The organism is Paracoccus subflavus, assembly GCF_004310345.1.
In the GTDB taxonomy this organism is placed as follows: domain Bacteria; phylum Pseudomonadota; class Alphaproteobacteria; order Rhodobacterales; family Rhodobacteraceae; genus Paracoccus; species Paracoccus subflavus.
On the sequence record NZ_SISK01000008.1, the window covers coordinates 108526 to 129067 of the forward strand.

Annotated in this window: 19 protein-coding genes; 6 read left to right on the forward strand and 13 right to left on the reverse strand. The window is 67.6% G+C overall.

Annotation, left to right across the window (positions count from 1 at the left end; translation table 11 throughout):
* Positions 1–39: 39 nt before the first annotated feature.
* From EYE42_RS11565 to EYE42_RS11585, 5 genes are read left to right on the forward strand one after another with little or no spacing between them, the layout of a single operon-like run.
* Complete coding sequence (locus EYE42_RS11565) at positions 40–1404, forward strand: SRPBCC family protein (RefSeq protein ID WP_130991487.1); 1365 nt, start codon at positions 40–42, stop codon at positions 1402–1404.
* On the forward strand, positions 1401–1910 hold the full coding sequence (gene benB, locus EYE42_RS11570; protein WP_130991488.1) for a benzoate 1,2-dioxygenase small subunit: 510 nt from the start codon (positions 1401–1403) through the stop codon (positions 1908–1910). The genes EYE42_RS11565 and benB overlap by 4 nt, the downstream gene beginning before the upstream one ends.
* Positions 1911–1952: 42 nt before the next feature.
* A complete protein-coding gene (gene benC / locus EYE42_RS11575) occupies positions 1953–2978 on the forward strand; it encodes a benzoate 1,2-dioxygenase electron transfer component BenC (protein WP_130991489.1) in 1026 nt (341 codons plus the stop codon).
* Positions 2975–3775, forward strand: coding sequence for a benzoate diol dehydrogenase BenD (benD, locus tag EYE42_RS11580; protein ID WP_130991490.1), 801 nt, complete (start codon positions 2975–2977; stop codon positions 3773–3775). The genes benC and benD overlap by 4 nt, the downstream gene beginning before the upstream one ends.
* A gap of 60 nt (positions 3776–3835) precedes the next feature.
* Complete coding sequence (locus tag EYE42_RS11585) at positions 3836–5167, forward strand: MFS transporter (RefSeq protein WP_130991491.1); 1332 nt, start codon at positions 3836–3838, stop codon at positions 5165–5167.
* Between the two features lie 60 nt (positions 5168–5227).
* On the opposite strand, the gene EYE42_RS11590 is transcribed toward EYE42_RS11585, so the two are convergent.
* Entirely contained in the window at positions 5228–6334 is a 1107-nt protein-coding gene (locus tag EYE42_RS11590; protein WP_130991492.1) for a ParB/RepB/Spo0J family partition protein, read from the reverse strand.
* On the reverse strand, positions 6331–7635 hold the full coding sequence (locus EYE42_RS11595) for an AAA family ATPase (protein ID WP_130991493.1): 1305 nt from the start codon (positions 7633–7635) through the stop codon (positions 6331–6333). Before EYE42_RS11595 ends, EYE42_RS11590 begins: the two co-directional genes overlap by 4 nt.
* A gap of 415 nt (positions 7636–8050) precedes the next feature.
* On the opposite strand from EYE42_RS11595, the gene EYE42_RS11600 reads away from it, so the two are divergent.
* On the forward strand, positions 8051–8734 hold the full coding sequence (locus EYE42_RS11600; RefSeq protein ID WP_130991494.1) for a DnaA N-terminal domain-containing protein: 684 nt from the start codon (positions 8051–8053) through the stop codon (positions 8732–8734).
* A 3-nt stretch (positions 8735–8737) separates the two neighbouring features.
* Here the strand turns inward: EYE42_RS11600 and EYE42_RS16015 are convergent, their stop codons facing one another.
* The 11 genes from EYE42_RS16015 to EYE42_RS11650 all read right to left on the reverse strand — a co-directional run bounded on the left by EYE42_RS16015 (position 8738) and on the right by EYE42_RS11650 (position 20452).
* The gene (locus EYE42_RS16015) at positions 8738–8911 is read right to left on the reverse strand and encodes a hypothetical protein (RefSeq protein WP_165455776.1); all 174 of its coding nucleotides are present in this window, start codon (positions 8909–8911) and stop codon (positions 8738–8740) included.
* Positions 8912–9056: 145 nt separating this feature from the next.
* Positions 9057–10574 (reverse strand): tripartite tricarboxylate transporter permease, encoded by a 1518-nt coding sequence (locus tag EYE42_RS11605; protein WP_130991495.1) that lies wholly within the window; start codon positions 10572–10574, stop codon positions 9057–9059.
* Positions 10571–11077 carry a tripartite tricarboxylate transporter TctB family protein gene (locus EYE42_RS11610; RefSeq protein WP_130991496.1) on the reverse strand — a complete coding sequence of 169 codons (507 nt, stop codon included), beginning with the start codon at positions 11075–11077 and terminating at the stop codon, positions 10571–10573. The genes EYE42_RS11605 and EYE42_RS11610 overlap by 4 nt, the downstream gene beginning before the upstream one ends.
* Positions 11074–12018 (reverse strand): tripartite tricarboxylate transporter substrate binding protein, encoded by a 945-nt coding sequence (locus EYE42_RS11615; protein ID WP_130991497.1) that lies wholly within the window; start codon positions 12016–12018, stop codon positions 11074–11076. Before EYE42_RS11615 ends, EYE42_RS11610 begins: the two co-directional genes overlap by 4 nt.
* A 152-nt stretch (positions 12019–12170) precedes the next feature.
* Positions 12171–12305, reverse strand: coding sequence for a UxaA family hydrolase (locus tag EYE42_RS11620; protein WP_130991498.1), 135 nt, complete (start codon positions 12303–12305; stop codon positions 12171–12173).
* Positions 12306–12330: 25 nt separating this feature from the next.
* Positions 12331–13092, reverse strand: a complete 762-nt coding sequence (locus tag EYE42_RS11625; RefSeq protein WP_130991499.1) for a peptidoglycan-binding domain-containing protein — start codon at positions 13090–13092, stop codon at positions 12331–12333.
* Between the two features lie 111 nt (positions 13093–13203).
* Positions 13204–14142 carry a DMT family transporter gene (locus tag EYE42_RS11630; RefSeq protein WP_130991500.1) on the reverse strand — a complete coding sequence of 313 codons (939 nt, stop codon included), beginning with the start codon at positions 14140–14142 and terminating at the stop codon, positions 13204–13206.
* An 84-nt stretch (positions 14143–14226) separates the two neighbouring features.
* Complete coding sequence (locus tag EYE42_RS11635) at positions 14227–15357, reverse strand: glycosyltransferase (protein ID WP_130991501.1); 1131 nt, start codon at positions 15355–15357, stop codon at positions 14227–14229.
* 12 nt (positions 15358–15369) lie between these two features.
* On the reverse strand, positions 15370–17499 hold the full coding sequence (locus EYE42_RS16375) for a galactosyltransferase-related protein (protein ID WP_130991502.1): 2130 nt from the start codon (positions 17497–17499) through the stop codon (positions 15370–15372).
* A complete protein-coding gene (locus tag EYE42_RS11645) occupies positions 17496–19535 on the reverse strand; it encodes an HAD family hydrolase (RefSeq protein ID WP_130991503.1) in 2040 nt (679 codons plus the stop codon). The genes EYE42_RS16375 and EYE42_RS11645 overlap by 4 nt, the downstream gene beginning before the upstream one ends.
* A 170-nt stretch (positions 19536–19705) precedes the next feature.
* Entirely contained in the window at positions 19706–20452 is a 747-nt protein-coding gene (locus EYE42_RS11650; RefSeq protein ID WP_130991504.1) for a class I SAM-dependent methyltransferase, read from the reverse strand.
* Between the last annotated feature and the right edge of the window lie 90 nt (positions 20453–20542).

The following is a 20542-nucleotide window of genomic DNA, read 5'->3' on the forward strand; positions in this document are numbered from 1 at the left end:
GCCGGCCGCCAAGGCGCCGCCCCTGGGGAGGAGACACGCATGTCCGCGATCATCGAAAAGGCCCGCGACCTGGAGCAGTTGCTGGCAAACGCCGTGCAGGACGACGCTGAGGCCGGCCAGTTCCGCTGCCGCCGCGACATCTTCACCGACGAAGATCTGTTCGCACTGGAAATGAAGCACATCTTCGAGGGCAACTGGGTCTATCTGGCGCATGAAAGCCAGATCCCGGAAGTGAACGACTATTACACCACCTGGATCGGCCGCCAGCCGATCGTCATCACCCGCGACAAGTCCGGCACCCTGAACGCCGTCATCAACGCCTGCGCCCACAAGGGGGCGATGCTGTGCCGCCGCAAGCAGGGCAACAAGGGCAGCTTCACCTGTCCGTTCCACGGCTGGACCTTTTCCAATACCGGCAAGCTTCTGAAGGTCAAGGACGCCAAGACCACCCAGTATCCCGACCAGTTCAACCAGGACGGCTCGCACGACCTGACCCGCGTGGCCCGGTTCGAGAGCTATCGCGGCTTCCTGTTCGGCAGCCTGAACCCCGACGTGACGCCGCTAACGGAGTTCCTGGGCGAAACCACCCTCATCATCGACCAGATCGTCGATCAGGCCCCCGAGGGGCTGGAGGTTCTGCGCGGCAATTCGTCCTATATCTATGATGGCAACTGGAAGTTGCAGATGGAAAACGGCTGCGACGGCTATCACGTCAGCTCGGTCCATTGGAACTATGCCACCACCATGGAACGGCGCAGCGAAACCGGCACCAAGGCGGTCGATGCGAACAGTTGGTCCAAGTCGGTCGCCGGTGTTTATGGCTTCGAGAACGGCCACATCCTGCTGTGGACCAACACCCGCAACCCCGAGGTGCGTCCCGTCTGGAACCGCCGCGACGAGCTGGTATCCCGGCTGGGCGAGGAAAAGGCCGGCTTCATCGTCAACCAGACCCGCAACCTGGGCATCTATCCGAACGTGTTCCTGATGGACCAGTTCAGCACCCAGATCCGCGTCGTCCGGCCCCTGGCGGTGGACAAGACCGAAGTCACCATCTTCTGCTTTGCCCCCCGGAACGAATCCGCCGAGGACCGCACCACCCGCATCCGCCAGTACGAGGATTTCTTCAACGTCTCGGGCATGGGCACCTCCGACGACCTGGAAGAATTCCGGGCCTGCCAGACCGCCTATGCCGCGCCCCTGTGGAACGACATGTCGCGCGGCGCCCCCCTGTGGATCCAGGGCCCCGATGACAATGCCCGCCGCATGGGTCTGAACCCGCTTCTGTCGGGCGAACGCAGCGAGGACGAGGGCCTGTTCGTCTGCCAGCACGAATACTGGGCCAAGGCCATGCGCCAGGCGCTCGCCACCGAAAAGGCAGGCATCAAGGCAGGAGAAGCGGCATGAGCCTGGATCACACCCCCGCAGCCATCGACTATCGCACCATCTGCGCCTTTCTGTATCGCGAGGCGCGCCTGCTGGACGATCGTCAGTGGGACGAATGGCTGACCTGCTATGCGCCGGATGCGTCCTACTGGATGCCGGCCTGGGACGACAACGACCTGACCACCGATGACCCGCAGTCCGAAATCTCGCTGATGTATTATCCCAACCGCGAGGGGCTCGAGGACCGGGTGTTCCGCATCAAGACCGAACGGTCGGGCGCGTCCACGCCCGAGCCGCGCACCAGCCACACGGTGTCGAACGTCGAGGTGGTCGAGGACCGGGGAACCGAGGTGGACGTGCGCTACAACTTCCACACGCTGAACCACCGCTACAAGACCACGGACCAGTTCTTCGGAACCATGTTCGTGACCCTGCGCCAGGACGGCGAAGGACTGCGCATCGCCGCCAAGAAGATCGTCCTGAAGAACGACTACATCCGCCAGGTCATCGACGTCTATCACGTCTGACGGCCGCCAGTGACCCCGCACAACCGCAAGGAGGAGGCGACCATGTGCTACACGATCGCACTGAATTTCGAGGACGGGGTCACCCGCTTCGTCGACTGCAAGCCCGGAGAAAAGGTTCTCGATGCGGCGTTCCGCAACAAGATCAACCTGCCGATGGACTGTTCGGACGGCGTTTGCGGCACCTGCAAATGCCGCGCCGAAAGCGGGTCCTATGATCTGGGCGAAGACTATATCGACGACGCCCTGACCGGGGACGAGGCCGCCCAGGGCCTGGTCCTGACCTGCCAGATGGTGCCGTCCTCGGATTGCGTGCTGTCGGTGCCGGTGACGGCCACATCCTGCAAGACGGGCCAGCAGGTCTTTGCCGCCACCGTGACGCGGATCGAACCGCATCACGACGCCGCCGTGGTCCTGGAACTGGCTGTGAACGAAGGGGCTGCGCCCGCCTTCCTGCCCGGCCAGTATGTCAACATCGGCGTGCCCGGCAGCGGCGACCACCGGTCCTATTCCTTCAGCACGGCGCCGGGCGACCGCAGCCTGGGCTTTCTGATCAAGAAGATCCCCGACGGGCTGATGAGCGGCTGGCTGGCCCGCGCCAGGCCGGGCGACCGGCTGGACCTGACCGGGCCGATGGGCAGTTTCTATCTGCGCGACGGCGACGGCCCGCTGCTGTTTCTGGCGGGCGGCACCGGGCTTGCGCCCTTTCTGTCGATGCTGGAGGTTCTGGCCCGCGCCGGATCGCGCCGTCACATCCACCTGATCTATGGCGTGACACGGGATCTGGATCTGGTTCTGGTCGATCAGATCGCGGCCTATGCCAGCCGATTGCCGAATTTCACCTTCGCCACGGTGGTCGCCGATCCCGCATCGGATCACCCGCGCAAGGGATGGGTCACCCAGCACATGCCCGAGGACATGCTGACCGCCGGCGAGGTCGATGTCTATCTGTGCGGCCCCCCGCAGATGGTCGATGCCGTGCGCCATTACCTGGACGAGAACGCCATCCGCCCGGCCAGCTTCCATTACGAGAAGTTCACGCCCAATGCGCCGCTGAAGGCCACCGCATGACCGGGTCCGCTTTGGGGGGTGCGGTCTTTGCCGGCCGCTTTACGGGCAAGGTTCTGGTCGTGACCGGGGCCGCGCAGGGGATCGGCCGCGCCGTGGCCCTGCGCGCGGCGGCCGAGGGCGGCCGCGTGATGCTGGTGGACCGCGCCGATTTCGTAGCGGATGTGGCCGCCGAGGCCGGAGGTGGCGCGGCGGCCTTTGTCGCCGATCTGGAAACCTGGGATGGCGCCGACGCGGCCATGCGACAGGCCGTCAAGGTCTTTGGCCATATCGACATCCTCATCAACAATGTCGGCGGCGCGATCCGGATGCGGCCCTTTGCCGAATTCGGTCCCGCCCAGATCGACGCCGAGATCCGCCGATCGCTGATGCCGACCCTGTACGGTTGCCATGCGGTGCTGCCGCATCTGCTGGCGCGCGGTGGCGGCACCATCGTCAACGTGTCGTCGAACGCCACCCGCGGCATCCACCGCGTGCCCTATTCGGCGGCCAAGGGCGGCGTGAACGCCATCACGCAGTCGCTGGCCATGGAACTGGCGCCGCACAACATCCGCGTCGTGGCCACCGCCCCGGGCGGCACCGAGGCCCCGCCCCGCCGCGTGCCCCGCAACGCCGAAGGCGAGAGCCCCGACGAACGGCAATGGATGGCCGAGGTCGTGGACCAGGTGAAGCAGTCGGCCTTCATGAAACGCTATGGCACCATCGACGAACAGGCCGCGCCGATCCTGTTTTTGGCCTCAGACGAGGCGTCCTACATCACCGCCGCCGTTCTGCCCGTCGCCGGGGGCGACAACGGATGAATGCCGCCCGGCGCGACACGGTCTGATCGTCATTTCAACACAACAGGGAGGAGAGAAGGAATGCGCAACATCGAGGTGGGCGAGGCGATAGACCAAAGCCCGTTCGGACGATTCCAGTGGATGGTGGTGGCGCTGTGCGGCGCGCTGCTGATCGTGGACGGATACGACGTTTTCGTGGCGGGAACCGTGCTGCCGACGCTGATCGCGGAATGGGGCCTGACCAAGCCGCAGGCCGGCGCGCTGCAGGCCTGGGCGCTGTTCGGAATGATGTTCGGCGCGCTGATCCTGGGACCGCTGGCCGACCGGATCGGACGCAAGAAGGGCGTGGCGATCAGCTTTGTGCTGTTCACCACCGCCACCACGCTGACGGGTTTCGCCAACACCCCCGAACAGTTCAAGGTGCTGCGTTTCATCGCGGGCCTGGGCTGCGGCGGGCTGATGCCCAACGCGGTCGCCTTGATGAACGAATATGCGCCAAAACGTCTGCGCGGCACCATGGTCGCCCTGATGTTTTCGGGATATTCCATCGGCGGGATGCTGGCGGCGGGCCTGGGCATCGGCATCATCCCCGGCTTTGGCTGGCAGCCCATGTTCTTTGCCGCCGCGATCCCGCTGCTGATGCTGCCGCTGATCCTGTGGAAGCTGCCCGAATCGCTGGGCTTCCTGATCGGTCAGGGCAAGCAGGACGAGGCGAAGCGCATCTTTGCCAAGGTCGATCCCGGCACGATCCTGGGCCCCGATGACCGTCTGGTCTTTACCGAAACCAAGGGCGCCAGGGCCTCGGTCGCGGAACTGTTCCGTCACGGCCGCAGCCTGCGCACGACCATGCTGTGGGTGTCGTTCTTCTGCTGCCTGCTGCTGGTTTATCTGCTGTCCTCGTGGCTGCCCAAGGTGCTGCAAGAGGCGGGCTATGCCGAACGTGCCAGCCTTTTGTCGCTGTTCTCACTGAACTTCGGCGGCATGGCGGGGGCGATTCTCGGCGGCCGGATGGGCGACCGCTTCGGCCTGCCCAGGGTTGTCGTGGGCTTTTTCCTGGCGGCGGCGCTGTCCATCGCCCTGATCGGCGCGAACCCTGCCCCCGGCCTGCTGTTCCTGCTGGTCTTTGTCGCGGGTGCCACCACCATCGGCACGCAGATCCTGCTCTATGCCAGCGTGGCGCAGCTTTACAACCTGTCGGTGCGCGGGGCGGGACTCGGCTGGGCTTCGGGCGTGGGCCGGATCGGCGCCATCGTCGGCCCGACACTGGGCGGGGTGCTGCTGGCGCGCGAACTGCCGCTGGGCCAGAACTTTCTGATCTTCGCGATCCCCGCCGCCGTTTCGGCAGGTGCGATGCTGGTCTTTGCCCTTAGCAACAGCCGCGCGCGCGACAGGGTGCACCTGGCCCCCGCCTGATCCCGGTCGGCTTTCCCGCCTCTGGACGGGCCTGCCCCTTGGGGGGCAGGCCCTTTTCCGTCACCCTTCGATCTGGTCCAGCAGCGAGGCCACGGCCATTTCCAGCTTGCGCCGGTCGATGGCCGAGAAATCGCGCGGCAGGCGGATCTCCAGCCGGCCATTGGCGGCGACGCATTTCGCCTGGCCTTGCGGACGCGCCAGTTGAAAGGTGGTCTTTGCCCTGCCCTCGCGCAGCGGCGCCGCACCGGGCCGGACGGGTTCGTCGGCCCCGTCCCCCGCATCACCCCCCTGCCCCGCATAGCGCCGCAGAACATCCATCTCGTCCTTGATGGACCGCGTGTCCCAGTTGCGAAACTCGCCGGCGATGGCCGTGGCCAGGCCCGGGATCTCGGACAGCCGCTGCGACAGGGCCAGACCAAGCGCACGCGGAATTTCCTGCGGATAGAACAGCACCTCGCCCAATGCCTGCACTACTGGAATAAAATTGCGTATATAACTGCGCTTTTGATAACCTGCCGATTTGAACAAAATCGCCACTGCGCGATCAGGGTCGTGTTCGGCCGTATGGGGATCCATCGCATAATGCAGCGCGAGCTGGGCCATCTCGGCGAACGAGATGTCCTTGCGGACCATGTTTTCGTCCACCATCCGGCGGTAAAGCTGTTCCAGCGCATCCCCGCGCGCCACGATCCCCGCCGGAATCCGGCCCCAGGTTTCCGCGTCGCCGGTTTCCTTGAGCAATTCGCGATAGGCCGACAGCCGGCGCCATCCCTGGATCAGCTCGTACCGCCCGTCCCTGCCCTGTTCGACCCGGATCGGGTTCGACAAGCCGATGTCGCGGATCGACTGGACCAGTTCGGCCAGTTCGAAATCCGCCGCGGGCGCCCGGTCGCGGATCAGCTTGTGCGTGTCGATCGAATCCAGCGCGATCAGATCGACGATCAGCCCGGCACGCTTCAGCCGCACATGCTCTTGCGCCAGGGCATCGTTTTCGGCGCGGATCTGGGCCTCGACCTGGGCGCGTTCGCGGCTGGATTCGGCGGTTTCCGTGATCGCCGTGGCCATCGGTCCGCGGCGCTGCGGGGCGGATTCGTCCTTCCCCGCGGGGAAGACCTCGGGTTCCCCGGCAGGAATTTCAATATCGAACATGCGACGCTTGCGGCTCATGCCTTGTCCTCCAGCGTGGTCCAGGCCGCCAGAACATGCGACCGGAATTCCTCATAGGCCTGATCAAAGGTGGCACGCGCCCGGCGCCACGTCCCCCTGGTCATTTCCCGATAATCGATCTCGTAGATGGAACTGAGAAAACGGCCCGACTGTTCAACCGCACGGGTCAGCTCGATCGGATGCTGGGCCATGCGCCCGTCGAACACCTGGCGGAACGCGCCCAGCATGGCCTGATGCAGATCGTTAGACGGTTCGAACCGGGTCATCAGAAAGCGGATGTCGGCAAAGGCCTTGGGCAGCGCGATCTTCCCCGTGGGGAAGTTTTCGAACCCGTGCGAGAGATCCTCGAGCGCCTCGGCAAGCTGGCCGATGAAGCTGGTGGTCGAATCGTATTCCCAATAGCCGGGACCAGAGGGGATATACAGCATGTCGGCCGCAAAGACCGCGTTCATGGACTGATAGCCGATGGCCGGTGGGCAATCGAACAGGATCAGGTCATAGGCATCGTCCGTCAGCGAATCCAGAAAGCGCGAGACCGCACCGAAAAAGGTCCATTCGGGATTGAGGTGGCGGTACTGGGCACTGGCGAATTCGACAAAGGCGGCGTTGGCGCAGCTTGGCACGATATCGATGGTGGGCCAGGCTGTCGGCTTGATGAAGTCGCCCGGACGCAACGACCCGAGGCCCATGTCCCGGATCGAGGCCGGCAGCTTGCGCCGGGGCAGGGCGGTGCCGCTCTCGGCCCCGGCGGCGGCGGTGTTCATCCGGTCGGTTTCGCGTTCCAGATCGCGGGCCATGATGCCCCAGACGGTATGATCCTCTCCCACGTCATTGAGGCCCATGGAATGCGACAGCGTGGCCTGGGGATCGAAATCCACCACCAGAACCCGATACCCGTCAAGCGCAGCGGCATGGGCAAAGTGCAGCGCCACCGTCGATTTGCCCGCGCCGCCCTTGAAATTGGCGATGGCCGCGCGGAAGGCACGGCGGTTCGCGGGGCGGGGCGGCATCAGCGAACGCTTGTTGACCTTGATGCGGCGGCGCAGCTCGTTGATCTCGTCCAGGGAAAACCACCGCTGCCGTCCGTCCTCCTCGACTTCCCCGAGGGGAAGGTTCGGATCGGCCGCAAGCTTGCCCCTGAAGGTGGACTGATTCATCCGGAATATCAGCTCGGCCACCTCCCAGCTTGAAAAGCGGCGCAGGGTCTTTTCGTTGTCGGGGCTGAAGGTCTGCCGTCGGATCCAGCCCTGCATCTTGAGCGACTGGGACTGGAGACGGGAAAGGTCTTGATGGGTGTACATCCGGGGCCTTTGCATGGACGCTAAATTGGGACACCATGGATTTTACGCCGGATTTGCATATCTGGTAAAGACGGATTTAGATAAGAAATATCCGCAGCATCCGTGCGTCTGGATTTCATGCCATTCCGGGTGGCACGCAGACCGCTTCCGCTAGAGCACAAGAACTGGGGGACATGCCAGGGAGCGCTACCGCAGATTGGGGGACATTTCCTTCCTAATAGGGGACGCCCAAGGAGTCCTCCAATACCAGTGATACCGTTTTTTATGCCGCAGTAATACGGTGGCTTCGCCCATTCCATCGAATCGCTTGACAGGATCGTGGCCCCGGACGCTAATGGCGGAAAGACGCCGAAAAGCGTTCCAGTAGGGTCGGAAAGATCGAATGCCGCAACAGCGGAAAGGGCAGGACGAGCAGATGCAGCGGTTCAGGGCCGGCGGCCGCCTCGCGGCCGCGAAGAAATACGATATCCTGTCGGCGATGATGGCCCATGCCCTGGCCGGGGGTGCTGCGGAACAGCGGCTGGTGCTGCGGCTGATGGCGCTGATAACCACCCGATACAACTGGCAGAACAACGATCTGAGCGTGGCGCAGCGCGAGATCGCACGACTGTGGTGCGTGGACGAACGCACGGTCAAACGTGACATGGCGCGGCTGCGCGCCTGCGGCTGGGTGGTTGTCAAGCGGCAGGGCGCGCGGGGCAGGGTGTCGGTCCTGGGGCTGGATCTGGATCGGATCTTGGCCGACACGCGGCCTGCCTGGGCCAATATCGGACCCGATTACGTCGCCCGGCTGACCGGCGGCGGCGACCCGGCGCCCGGCCCCGATCGCACGGTTATACCCTTTCGCCGTTCAGACATCACCGCGGACGGCAGTGTCTGGGGCCTTGCCCGCGTCCGCCTTGCGGCCGAGGACGCAACGCTGTTCGAGGCTTGGTTCGCCCCCCTGGCGGACGGGGGGGTGGAGGGCGATTGCCTGACGCTGATCGCGCCCAGCCGGTTCCATGCCGCCTATCTGCGCACGCATCTGGCGGTCCGGCTGCGGCAGGCGGTGATGCGCGGCCATCCGGGCATCACCAGATTGCGGATCGAACCGTCCTAGCGGTCAGGCCCTGGACAGCGCCTGAAGGGTGGCGCAGGTCGGCGTGATCCCCAGACGGCGCAGGTCGCCAGCCGCCGGGGCATGATGCGCGCGAATGGCGGCCGCAGCCGAGATGGCGGCATCCATCACGTCCAGAAACGCCCCGATGCGGTTCAGAACGGTGCGGAGGACGGTCATGATAGGGCTCTCTTTCTGTCGCTGTGTGACAGGCAAGAGATGGGGCCCGGGGTGTTGCGCCGCAACGCGGCACCGGCTCAGACCGGATATGCGCGGACTGCATGGGCGCAGCCGGAAAAAGCCCGGCGGACGGGGGGCAGGGGGGTCAGTCCTCGTCCGAGGCAAGCTGGCTCAGCACGGCGCCCTTGCCGCGCGCCCGCAGGATCAGCGGCACGATCAGCGCAAGCGCCGCCAGAGCCAGCAGCGTGGCCGCGACCGGCGAGGCGACCAGCGTGGTCAGGTCGCCCTGGCTGATCGACAGGGCCCGGCGCAACTGCTGTTCGGCCATCGGACCCAGGATCAGGCCCACCACCACCGGGGCGATGGGATAGCCGTAAAGCCGCATCCCATAGCCCATGACGCCAAAGATCAGCAGCATCGACAATTCCACCGGGGACGGATTGGCCCCGATCGTTCCCAGCGTCGCAAAGACCAGAATACCCGCATACAGCCAGGGGCGCGGGATGGTCAGCAGCCGCACCCACAGCCCGATCAGCGGCAGGTTCAGCACCAGCAGCATCAGGTTGGCGATCAGCAGCGATGCGATCAGGCCCCAGACAAGCTGCGGGTTGGTTGCAAACAGCAGCGGTCCCGGTTGCAGGCCGAATTGCTGGAACCCCGCCAGCATGATCGCCGCCGTGGCCGTGGTGGGCAGGCCAAGGGTCAAAAGCGGCACCAGCGTGCCCGCCGCACTGGCGTTGTTGGCCGCCTCGGGACCTGCCACGCCCTCGATGGCGCCATGGCCGAATTCCTCGGGGTGCGGGCTTGCGCGCTTTTCGGCGGCATAGGACAGGAATGTGGCGATGTCGGCGCCGCCGGCCGGCATGGCGCCGATCGGAAAGCCGATCGCCGTGCCGCGCAGCCAGGGTTTCCAGGACCGCGACCAGTCGCGCGCCGTCATCCAGACCGATCCCTTGACGGCGATCACCTGGTCATCGGCGGCGCTGCGGCGGCCTGCGATGAACAGTGCCTCGCCCACGGCGAACAGGGCGACGGCAAGCGTCGTCACCTCGACCCCGTCCAGAAGCTGCGGCACGCCGAACGACAGACGCGCCTGTCCGGTCAACTGGTCGATCCCCACAAGCGCCAGCGACAGCCCCACGAACAGCGAGATCAACCCCTTGCGGGCGCTGTCGCCAAAGGCCGAGGACACGGTGACAAAGGCCAGGACCATCAGCGCGAAATAGTCGCGCGGTCCAAAGACCAGGGCCAGTTTCACCACCGTGGGCGCAACCAGCGCCAGCAGGATCGTGGCCACAAGCCCCGCGACGAACGATCCGATGGCGGCGGTCGCCAGGGCAGGGCCGCCCCGGCCGGCACGGGCCATCTTGTTGCCTTCAAGCGCCGTGACGATCGAGGCGCTTTCGCCCGGCGTGTTCAGCAGGATCGAGGTCGTCGATCCGCCATACATGCCGCCGTAATAGATGCCCGCGAACATGATCAGCGATCCCGCCGGATCAAGCCCGTAGGTCACGGGCAGCAGCAGCGCCACCGTCAGCGCCGGGCCGATGCCCGGCAACACGCCCACGGCGGTGCCCAGCGTGACGCCGATCAGGGCGTAAAGCAGCATCGCCGGGTCGAGGGCGACCGAAAGCCCCTGCATCAGGAAATCGAAGGTATTCATTCCGGCGCCCCCCTTAGCAGCGACCAGACCAGCCGCTCCAGCGGTCCGGCGGGCAGGGCCAGTTGCAGCAGGCCCGCAAAGACCAGATAGACCATCAGGGCGAAGGCGATGCCCAGCGGCACGGTCAGCGCCAGGTTGCGTTTGCCGAAGGCGCGGGCGGTGGCCGCGAACAGCAGGCCGGTGGCAATCGAAAACCCCGCCGTGGCCAGCAGCGCAAGCTGCGCGGCAAGCCCGCCCACGATCCACAGGATCGGACCCGTGTTCTGCGGTTCGCGCGCGGCCCGGCCCTGCCGGAACGCCTCGACCGCCGACCAGAGCGACAGCGCGCCCAGGCCCAGGGCGATCCAGCGGGGCACGTCGGCGGGGCCGACCCCGGCATAGCCGCCCGCCTGGGGAAGGCGCGCCGCATCCCGCCAGATCACGACGGCCACCGCTGCCAGGATCAGGGCCACGATCAGCGTCGCCCCGTCGGGGCGACGCGTCCGGGGTGCCGGCCGGGTCATTCCACCAGACCGATGTCCTGCAAGACGGCTTGGGTGGCGGCGATGTCCTGGTCCAGTTGGGTCTGGAAATCGGCGCCCGACAGATAGGTATCGGCCCAGCCGCGCGCGGCCAGGGCGTCCTGCCAGGTCGGGGACTGGACCATCCGTTCGATGTCGGCCGTGATGGCTGCCTTCTGGTCGTCGGTGATGCCCGGCGCGGCGGCGACCATGCGCCAGTTCTGCATTTCGACGTCCAGACCGGCCTCTTTCAGGGTCGGCGCGTCCACGCCCTCGATCCGCTCGCCCGAGGATACGGCCAGGATGCGCAGTGTGCCCGCGTCGGCCTGCGCCTTGAATTCGCCCAGCGAGGAAATGCCCGCCGTCACCTGCGAGCCCAGGATTGCGGCCAGGGCCTCGCCACCGCCGGAAAAGGCGATGTAGTTGATCTTGGTGGGATCGACCCCCGCCGCCTTGGCGATCAGGCCCACGGCGATGTGGTCGGCCCCGCCCGCCGATCCGCCCGCCCAACTGACGGCGCCCGGATCGGCCTTGAGCATCTCGACTAGTTGGCCGATGTCCTGGATCTCGGATGCGACAGGGACCACGATCGCCTCGTATTCGCCGGTCAGGCGGGCGATGGGGGTCACGTCTGCCAGCGACACGGGCGACTTGTTGGTCAGGATCGCCCCCACCATGACATAGCCGCCGACGATCAACTGGTCCGGCTGGCCCTGGGCATTGGCGGCGAACTGCGCCAGGCCCACGGTGCCGCCCGCGCCCGGAACGTTCTGGACCTGCACGGACTCCGAGATCCCTTCGGCCTGCAGGGCCTCCTGCATGGTGCGGGCGGTCTGGTCCCATCCGCCGCCGGGGGCGGCCGGGGCGATGATGGTGTAATCCTCGGCCATGGCCGGAACCGCCAGAGCGGCTGCGATCAGCCCGGCGAAAAAGGTCTGCTTCATTGGTCTTTTCAACCTCCCCTATGCGCGCCCGATCCATCGCGCGCGCCTGTCGAACAGGCCGAACCTGTCATCACCGGGGCGTCATCGTCCAGCAAAAAGACGAATCGTCACATCACCGCGCCGATCTGCCAGGGCAGGATTTCGTGCCGCCCCTATCCCAGATCCTCGGATTTGGCCCTTTGCCCTGAGGCCAGGTCAAGGATGGCGCGAAAGACCTGGGCGCCCTTGTCTTCCGGCGACACGCCCTTGACGATGTCGCCGCAGGTGATGTCCCTGTCGTCCTGCATCTGCCGGAACAGACCGCGTCAACCGTCAGCGGCTCAGCCGCTGGGCCTGCGCCGCCGTCAGATAGCCGGTGGCCGGGGCATCGTTGGCCCGCTGCCAGCCGGAGATGGCGCCCCGTGTGCCGCGACCGAAGATGCCGTCCACACCCCGCGTATCAAAGCCGCGCCGCGTCAGCCCGGCCTGGATGGCCAGACGCTGCTGGCGCGACAGCCGCAGGTTTGCCTCGGCCTGCGCGGCGCTTGCCACCGAGGTGGCGGCGGCCGGCTGTCCGGCGGTCGCGGTGCCTGCCGCCGGTGCCGCCGCGGCCGTTCCGCGCAGCAGCTCGTTGGCCTGGGCGCGGTTCAGCACGCCGGTCTGGGTATAGCCCCGGTCGCGCTGCCACAGCCCGATGGCGCGCCGCGTGCTGGGACCGAAACTGGCGTCGATGCCGCCGGTGGTGTAGCCGAGCGCGTTCAGCCGCCGCTGCACCACCAGCCGCTGGTCGCGCGTCAGGTCGACACCGCCGCCGCCATAGGGATTGGCCGGCGCGGCGGCGGTTGTCCTGCCGCCCAGCCGCTGGATCTGCTGGCGCGCCTCGGCGGCATAGATGCCTTGCGGGAACTGTTGCAGATAGGACTGATAGGCGCGCAGGGTGCCCGCCTGCTGCGCCTGGGCAAAGGTGGCGCGGTCCTGTTCCTGGCGCAGATATTCCTGCGCCACGCCCGTCACGATATCGCCCAGATCCTGCGCCTGCACGGGCGCCGCCAGGGCTGCGGCGGCAACGGCTGCCAGAAGCGTCTTCCTGACCATCGGAAAATCCCCCAAAGATTCGATCTGCCCCTGATTGGGGCGTCCGAATACAGCGCCGGATCAGGGGCTTCAGTTCCATCGCCGGCAAGCAGCCGCCGCCGGGGACTGCGCCTAACCCTGCGGGGTCATGGCCTTGCGCGGGCGGTTGCGTTCCAGTCCCAGGCGATGTTCGCGCCAGATGATCGCGATTCCCGCCAGAATCACCAGGCTTGCCCCGGCCAGCACCACCAGGGTCGGCGCTTCGGCAAAGACATACCAGCCGATGGCGATAGCCAGGATCATCGAGACATATTCGAAGGGTGCCACCAGCGAGGCGTCGGCATGACGATAGGCCGAAGTCAGCAGGATCTGTGCCAGTCCCCCCAAAAGGCCGCTGCCCACCAGCAGCAGCGCCGTCGCCCTGTCAGGCATGACCCAGCCAAAGGGCAGGGTCAGCAGGCCAAGCACCGCCGAGGTGGCGGAAAACCAGAACACGATGGCCGAGGTCTGTTCCGTGGCCACCAGCTTGCGCACGAAGACCTGGGCAAGCGCCGCGCCCACCGCCCCGCCCAGGGCCACCACCGCGCCCAGCGTCCGGGCGGGGTCGGGACCGGCGCCCACGCCCACGCGCAGTTGCGGCGACAGCACGATCAGCACGCCGGTCAGGCCGATGCCGACCATGGACAAGCGGAACAGGCGCACGTCCTCGCCCAGAAACATCGCCGCAAAGATCACCACCAGCAGGGGCGCGGCATAGCCGATGGCCGTCGCCTCGGGAAAGGACAGCAAGGACAGCGCCCAGAAGTTCAGCCCCATCGACGCCGTGCCCACCAGGCCGCGATAGACATGGCCCAGGGGCCGCACGGTGCGCAGCCCCGTGCGCAACTGCCCGCGCAGGGCAAGCCAGGCCAGGATCACCGGGATGGCGAACAACGACCGGAAGAACACCTGCTGACCCGCCGGCACGGCGGCATCGCCCGAGGTGGCCTTGATCATGGCCGCCATGACCGTGAACACGGCCACGCTGGCGCATTTCAGCAGGATGCCCTGCATCGGGTTGGACTGGGGCATGGAACGGACCGCCGCGTTGCCGGACGCGTCCTTGCTAGGCCCGCAGGGACGCCGCGACAAGGCCTGGCTTGCAGATCGTGCAGATCACGATGCGGCGACCGCGCGGGCCGAGGCCGGGACCGCGCACAGATCCCAGGTCGGATAGGCCGCCGCCGGGGCGGATTGGGCCAAGCCCGCGATGGCCGCATCGTACTGTTGTTCGTATCCCGCGATCATCCGGTCGATGGTGAAATGATCCAGAACCCGTTCCCGCGGAATACCCCTGGGGATCGACAGCGCCGCTTGGGCGGCATCGGCCAGACCTTCGGCATCGGCCAGGGCGGCGAACCGGCCCGCCGGACCGATCACCTCGCGCGCGGCGCCCATGTCCAGGGCGGCGACGGGCAGGCCGCAGCACATCGCCTCGATGGCGGCAAGGCCGAAGGGCTCGTCCCAGAGCGGCGTGAACATCAGGACCGAGGCGCGGCCGAATTCCCGGGCCAGATCCGGCCCCGGCAGATGGCCGCCATAGCGGATGCCGCCGTTCAGGAAGGGCAGGATCCGGGCGGCAAAATAGTTCTGGTCCTCGACCGCGCCGAACAGCGTCAGGGGAATGCCCGCCAGGGCGGCGGCGCGGACCGCCAGATGGGCGCCCTTGTTGGGCGTGATGCGCCCGGCCCAGACCGCGCTGCCGTCGCCCTTGGGCGAAAACGGCCACAGCGCCGGATCTATGCCGTTGTGGACCACGGCGGCCTGCGGGGGCGGGTCGTCGTTCCACCAGCTTGCGATCTGCCGGGCCGAGGTCACGGTGAACCGCGACCAGGGCGCCGCGCTGTCCAGCACCGCCCGGTGCAGCGCGTCGAACGGCGGCACATGCAGCGAGGTCACGCAGGACAGGCGGTGTGCGCGGGACAGCCGGGGCGGATAGCGGTGCAGGCTGTTGTTGTGGATCACGTCGAACCCGCCGTCCAGCAGCGCCGCCGCCACGCGGGCATGGGCCGCATCCAGCAGGGCGTTGACGGCGGGCGTGCCCGGCGCGTGATCGCGGTCATAGCCATGGGGCAGGACCGGCCACAGGGCGCCCGCGTCCGCGTCGCTGTCGCCGGACGCAAACAGCGTCACATCATGCCCCCGCGCGGCAAGCCCGCGCGCCAGATGCCAGGAATGCGCCTCCATCCCGCCCTTGAAGGGGGGTGCGATGGGATGGCGCAGATGGGCCAGAAGGGCGATACGCATGGCGGTCGGCGGTTATTCGGCGGCGGGCAGCAGCATGGATTTCTGCGCCTGATCGACCATCCGGCGCTGTTCGGCCGTATGTGCCGCGGACTTGCCCAGCCGTTCGTTCAGCAGGTCGATGACCCGGCGGGTGTTGGCATAAGGCTGGTCCGACTGCTGGCGGCACAGCGCCAGATGCTCCTCGGTCGGGTCGCCCAGGATCGCCAGCCCGGCGGGCCTGTTCTCGATCAGGCCCATCAGGCCAAAGCAGTAAAGCCAATGCTCCATGGTCCGGTGGCCCCATTTCTGGCGGAACAGTTCGGCGTTGCGGACCACGGATTCGACGTGGTGGACCGGCGGCATGAAATGGGGGTGATATTGGTGATACACCCGCGCGCCCTGCACCCAGTTGATCGGGATCATCAGGGCGTCCAGGGTACGGCCGAAATCCGTATCCTCGCCGCCATAGCCCACATATCGGTCGTCGAACCCGCCCGAGCGGGCGAAATCGTCGGAATGGATCGCAAAGTTCAGCGACCAGAAGCAGCGGTAATCGTTGCAGCGTTCGACGGGCCGGGCGGGCGGACCGGCGCGGTCGGAATGCTTGACGGCGATCCGCGCGAAGCGGTCGAAGTCGATGCCGCCCTCGGTCGCGCCACCGGGCAGATACAGAACCTCGCCCATCATCAGGCCCGCGCCGGGGGCGCAGGTCTGCGCGTAATCGGCGATCAGGGTGGGCGCGGGGATGCAGTCCACGTCGATAAAGGCCAGAACCTCGCCCAGCCCCTCGCGCGCCGCGGCGTTGCGGGCGCGGGCCAGGGGCAGGTCATCGCCGGGGATCAGGATCTGGCGGATGGGAAAGGGCGCCTCGGGCAGGTCGGCATAGGGGTCCGCCGCCATCACCCCGATCACCAGATCGACGGGCGGCTGGGTCTGCTGCACCAGACCCCGGATCAGGTTTCGCAGGTGATCCCCCCGGCCGCGGGCGATGGTCAGGGCGGAAACGGTGCGAAAGGTCGGATCGGACATGGCGGGTTCCGGGGTTGGGGTGATCCGCGCATCGTCGGGCCAGAGACGGGCGATCAGCCCCTCGAGCCACTGCGCGGCGTGACGATCGGCATCGGGCGTCACCATCGCCGCCTGACGGGCAGGGTCGTGGCGGGCCTTGGCCTCGTCCAGGGCAACCGTCCAGGCATGGGCGGACGACGGCAGGTGCGGGCGCATCACGGCCACCCCGGCCCGGTCAAGGCAGACGGCCTTGCGGACCTGTTCGTCGAAATAGCGCCATTCGGGCACGGCAATCCACGGCTTGCCCGCTGACAGGATCTGCTGGCAGGTGGTGTTGCCGGTCGAGGCGATCACGACATCGGCGGCGGCGATGAAGTCCGGGGCATTGTCTACCCAGCCGTGATGGACCAGATTCGCAGGCTCGGTCGCGTGCCAGTCGCGCGCGATGTCGCCGATGGTCAGAAACCGCATGTCGGGAAAGGTCCGCGCGGCCACCCCCAAGGGCGCCTGGGCGAAACCGTTGCCCCCCGCCCCCGACACCACCACGGCCACCGGAATGTCCCTGTCCAGCCCCAGCCGCTGCCGGGCCGTGTCGCGGTCGGGCAGCCGCGCGTCGATGCCGATGCCGGGCGCCCAATGGGTCTTGTCCCGCATCCAGCCGGGCCAGTCGTCCTGCGCCAGTTCGGCGGCAAAGGGCGCGATCAGACCCGCCGCGCCGCGATAGGCCGCCCTATGGCCCGGATCGCCCCGGTCGCCGTGCTGGAGCACCTTGACATGGGGAACCGAACAGAGCCGCGCGACCTGCGCCACCTCGGCCGACACGTCGCAGATCATCAGTGCCGGATCGGCCCGGTCGAACCAGTCGGCCAGGATCGCCATGGCCTTGCGGATGCCGGGCCATCCCAGCGGCGCGCAATGCATCGTGTCCGGCGTGGGAATGTGGTCCATGGCCCCGGCTTCGTCGCCGCGCCGTTCGAACAGCGAGGGGATGCGGCAGACCCGGACATTGGGGCGCAGCGGCGGAAAGAGGTCGTCGCGCGCGCAAAAGATCGTTACGGGCCGCGCGGCGGGCAGGGCGTTGACGATGGCGGCGCAGCGTTCGGCATGGCCGCGGCCCTGGTGATGGACGAAATATCCGACGGGCCGCACGGTCATTCCGCCGGAACGGCCTGGGCCGGATCGGCATCGGCCAGGCCGAAATGGGCCAGACCCTCGATCACGCCCGCCGCATGGGCCCGGGCCGCCCGATAAAGGCCGGGCCGATCGCACAGACGCAGTTCCGCCCAGGCATTGCCCACGATGATCGCCCGTCCCGCGGCGGCCAGCATGCAGGCGTCGTTGCCGCTGTCGCCCGCCGCCACGCAGTCGGCCAGCGTCAGGCCCAGGCGCCCGGCCTCGAAGGCAAGGGCGCCGGCCTTGCCCGCGCGCCGGGGCAGGATGTCGATAAAGCGCCCGTGCGAGGGGATCACGCGGGCCGGCAGGCCGGCATCGTCCAGGGCCTGCCGGATCTGACTCGCCTCGGCCTCGGTGCCGGTCAGGCTGATTTTCCAGCGGCGCTGATCGTGGCGGGGCTGCCAGGCGACGGGCAGCCTTGCCAGCAGGCCGCGAATGGCATCGGGCTGCCAGTCCTGCCCGATCCAGGCCGCGTAATCCCGGCAGGGCGCCAGCGACCCGCGCCGGTTCGCCCGCCAGATCTCGGATCCGACCGAGGCGATGATGACGGCGGGTTCGGGCAGCGACCAGTCGGCCAGGATGCGCCGCGCCTCGGGCAGGGACCGTCCGGTGGCGATCACCACATGCTGGCGGCGGCGGGGGGCCTCCGATGCCCATCGGGCGAATGCGGGAACCGACCGGGGGCAGCCGGTCAGCGTCCCGTCGATGTCAAAGGCCAGAACGCTGCGGGGCAGGGGCATCGGGCGCAGGGGCGCGGACTTGCGTGTCAGGCGCCGGGCGATGGTGCAGACCCGTTCAGCCCAGGTGCCCCAGTCATAGCGGGTGTGGCGGTCCAGGGCATTGCGGGACAGGCGGTCCCATTCGCCGCGGTTCCGGACCAGGTGCAGGCAGGCCTTTGCGATGGCGGCAGGGGACCGGGGATCGATCGCCAAGCCATGACCGATGGTTGCCAGAATATCGACCGGCCCGCCGTTTTGCGTGGCGACCACCGGCAGGCCGAACCGCGCGGCCTCGATCAGCGTCAGGCCAAAGGGTTCGTGCAGGGCCGGATTGACGAAAACTCCGCCCTGTGCGGCGGCCAGACGATAGAACTGCGGCACAAGGGCCGCATCATGGCGGGGGGGCAGCAGCACCTTGCCCGGTGCCGCCCCTGCCATCCGGGCCAGTTCGCCGCGCAGCGCACGCTGTTCCGGCTCGGCACCGTCCTGCCCGGCCAGGATCACCAGATTGGCTGCGTCCCGCAAGGCGGGCGACGACAGATAGGCCCGCATCAGCCCGCTCAGGTTCTTCTTGCCGACCGGACGGGCGATGGCCAGCAGAAAGGGCAGTTCGGGGCGGTCAAGCCCGTCGCGTAGCATTCCCGCCGCCCGCGCGTGACCGGCCGAGGGCGGCAGGGCGATCCCCGGATTGATCCGCCAGACCCGCCCGGAGCTGTCCGGATCATAGGCCGGGATCTGCCGTTCGGCCTCGTCGCGCGACGAGGCGATGATCGCGTCGGCCCCGGCGATCGCCCGACGCTCTCGGTCCAGCCGCGCGTCGCAACCTGGTGCAGACATGCAATCCAGCTTGTCGACGGCCAGCGAATGGGGGGTGTAAAGAACGGGGATCCCGAACCGCGCCCGCGCCGCCAGGCCCAGTTCGGCGGCATCCGCGAAATGGCAGTGCAGGATGTCGGGCTTGCGGGGCAACAGCGACAGCAGGTCCAGAAAGGCATCGCTCAGCGCCGGCAGCTCCGCCTCGAGCGCCTCTTTGGTCAGATAGGCGGGCGACGGGCCTTTCAGCCGCAGGATCCGTAACTTGGGCCCGATCTGCTGCACGGGGACGGCATGGTCGGGGCCAAGGGCGGGATCGTTGAACAGCCGGGTCAGGATATCGACGCGCGACATGCCGGACAGGCAGGCCTGTGCCGTGGCCGCGCCCAGGACATAGGCGATGTGGCCGCCCGTATCCTGGGTCAGGCCATAGCGTATCGGCGGCTGCGCGATGCAGCCACCGAGGGCGATGTGCATGACATACATCGAAACCTCGTCCGGCAAGCTGGGGCAGGGGCGGGGGCATCCACCCGGCCTTGCGCAGCCTTAACGAAGCGAGGGGAACCGGGTTCCGGCGCGCCGGTGCGATTGTGGCACCTTGCCGCAGGTCCCGGCGACCGATGCCGGCAAGGGGGGCGGTGGCGACACGGATCGCGTCACAGGCGCCCCAGGCGCATCGCCACCGGCCAGGCCACCCCCCGCGGCCGGTCGGGATCGCCCCACAGGGCCGCCAGATCGGCGGCGAAACCTGCCAGAACCTCCTGCCGCCCGGCCTCGCGCAGGCGGCGCACCGACGACCATGTGGCGACATATCCCAGGACCTCGTCCAGCCGCCAATCCCGCCGGATCGACAGATCGGGCGCGGGAATTTCGGCGAACGGGAAATACAGGCCCGCATAACCGTCATCGACCAGACGACGCTCGGGTGGCCAGAAGGGACCGGCCTCGTGGTCATAGAACCGGCGGAACCGGGCATCCAGGGCTGCGTCGTCCAGTTCCATCACGCCATAGCTGACAAGCGCGATCACCGCGCCGGGGGCGGCGGCGCGGCGGACCTGGGCGTAGAAGGCCGGCAGGTCGAACCAGTGCGCGGCCTGCGCCGCAGTGATCAGGTCGGCGCTGCCGTCATCTAGCCCCATGTCCTCGGCCCCCGCCCGGCGCCAGGTGATACGGGGATGGGGCAGGGCATTGCGCAACTGGTCGTCGCTGGGATCAAGCCCGATCACCCGGTCGAAATGACGGGCCAGGTGCCGGGTCAACTGCCCGGTGCCGCAGCCCACATCGACCGCACAGCCCGTCCGGGCGGCGCAGTCGGCCAGATGGGCGGCCAGTTCTGACGGATAGTCGGGCCGGAATGCCCCATAGTCGCGCCCGCCCGTGTCGAACCAGTTGACCCCAGCCATTGCCGTTCTCCGTTGACCGCCCCGGCAATCTAGCGCGGTGCGCGCCTTGGGGCGAGTGGGCCCTTTGCTGGATATTCGCGCCAGAGCCAG

What these genes read in the sequence shown, in the direction of transcription:
- EYE42_RS11565 (WP_130991487.1), top strand. Translation starts at nt 40, where the DNA reads ATGTCCGCGATCATCGAAAAGGCCCGCGACCTGGAGCAGTTGCTGGCA.
- benB (WP_130991488.1), top strand. Translation starts at nt 1,401, where the DNA reads ATGAGCCTGGATCACACCCCCGCAGCCATCGACTATCGCACCATCTGC.
- benC (WP_130991489.1), top strand. Translation starts at nt 1,953, where the DNA reads ATGTGCTACACGATCGCACTGAATTTCGAGGACGGGGTCACCCGCTTC.
- benD (WP_130991490.1), top strand. Translation starts at nt 2,975, where the DNA reads ATGACCGGGTCCGCTTTGGGGGGTGCGGTCTTTGCCGGCCGCTTTACG.
- EYE42_RS11585 (WP_130991491.1), top strand. Translation starts at nt 3,836, where the DNA reads ATGCGCAACATCGAGGTGGGCGAGGCGATAGACCAAAGCCCGTTCGGA.
- EYE42_RS11590 (WP_130991492.1), bottom strand. Translation starts at nt 6,334, where the DNA reads ATGAGCCGCAAGCGTCGCATGTTCGATATTGAAATTCCTGCCGGGGAA.
- EYE42_RS11595 (WP_130991493.1), bottom strand. Translation starts at nt 7,635, where the DNA reads ATGTACACCCATCAAGACCTTTCCCGTCTCCAGTCCCAGTCGCTCAAG.
- EYE42_RS11600 (WP_130991494.1), top strand. Translation starts at nt 8,051, where the DNA reads ATGCAGCGGTTCAGGGCCGGCGGCCGCCTCGCGGCCGCGAAGAAATAC.
- EYE42_RS16015 (WP_165455776.1), bottom strand. Translation starts at nt 8,911, where the DNA reads ATGACCGTCCTCCGCACCGTTCTGAACCGCATCGGGGCGTTTCTGGAC.
- EYE42_RS11605 (WP_130991495.1), bottom strand. Translation starts at nt 10,574, where the DNA reads ATGAATACCTTCGATTTCCTGATGCAGGGGCTTTCGGTCGCCCTCGAC.
- EYE42_RS11610 (WP_130991496.1), bottom strand. Translation starts at nt 11,077, where the DNA reads ATGACCCGGCCGGCACCCCGGACGCGTCGCCCCGACGGGGCGACGCTG.
- EYE42_RS11615 (WP_130991497.1), bottom strand. Translation starts at nt 12,018, where the DNA reads ATGAAGCAGACCTTTTTCGCCGGGCTGATCGCAGCCGCTCTGGCGGTT.
- EYE42_RS11620 (WP_130991498.1), bottom strand. Translation starts at nt 12,305, where the DNA reads ATGCAGGACGACAGGGACATCACCTGCGGCGACATCGTCAAGGGCGTG.
- EYE42_RS11625 (WP_130991499.1), bottom strand. Translation starts at nt 13,092, where the DNA reads ATGGTCAGGAAGACGCTTCTGGCAGCCGTTGCCGCCGCAGCCCTGGCG.
- EYE42_RS11630 (WP_130991500.1), bottom strand. Translation starts at nt 14,142, where the DNA reads ATGCCCCAGTCCAACCCGATGCAGGGCATCCTGCTGAAATGCGCCAGC.
- EYE42_RS11635 (WP_130991501.1), bottom strand. Translation starts at nt 15,357, where the DNA reads ATGCGTATCGCCCTTCTGGCCCATCTGCGCCATCCCATCGCACCCCCC.
- EYE42_RS16375 (WP_130991502.1), bottom strand. Translation starts at nt 17,499, where the DNA reads ATGACCGTGCGGCCCGTCGGATATTTCGTCCATCACCAGGGCCGCGGC.
- EYE42_RS11645 (WP_130991503.1), bottom strand. Translation starts at nt 19,535, where the DNA reads ATGTATGTCATGCACATCGCCCTCGGTGGCTGCATCGCGCAGCCGCCG.
- EYE42_RS11650 (WP_130991504.1), bottom strand. Translation starts at nt 20,452, where the DNA reads ATGGCTGGGGTCAACTGGTTCGACACGGGCGGGCGCGACTATGGGGCA.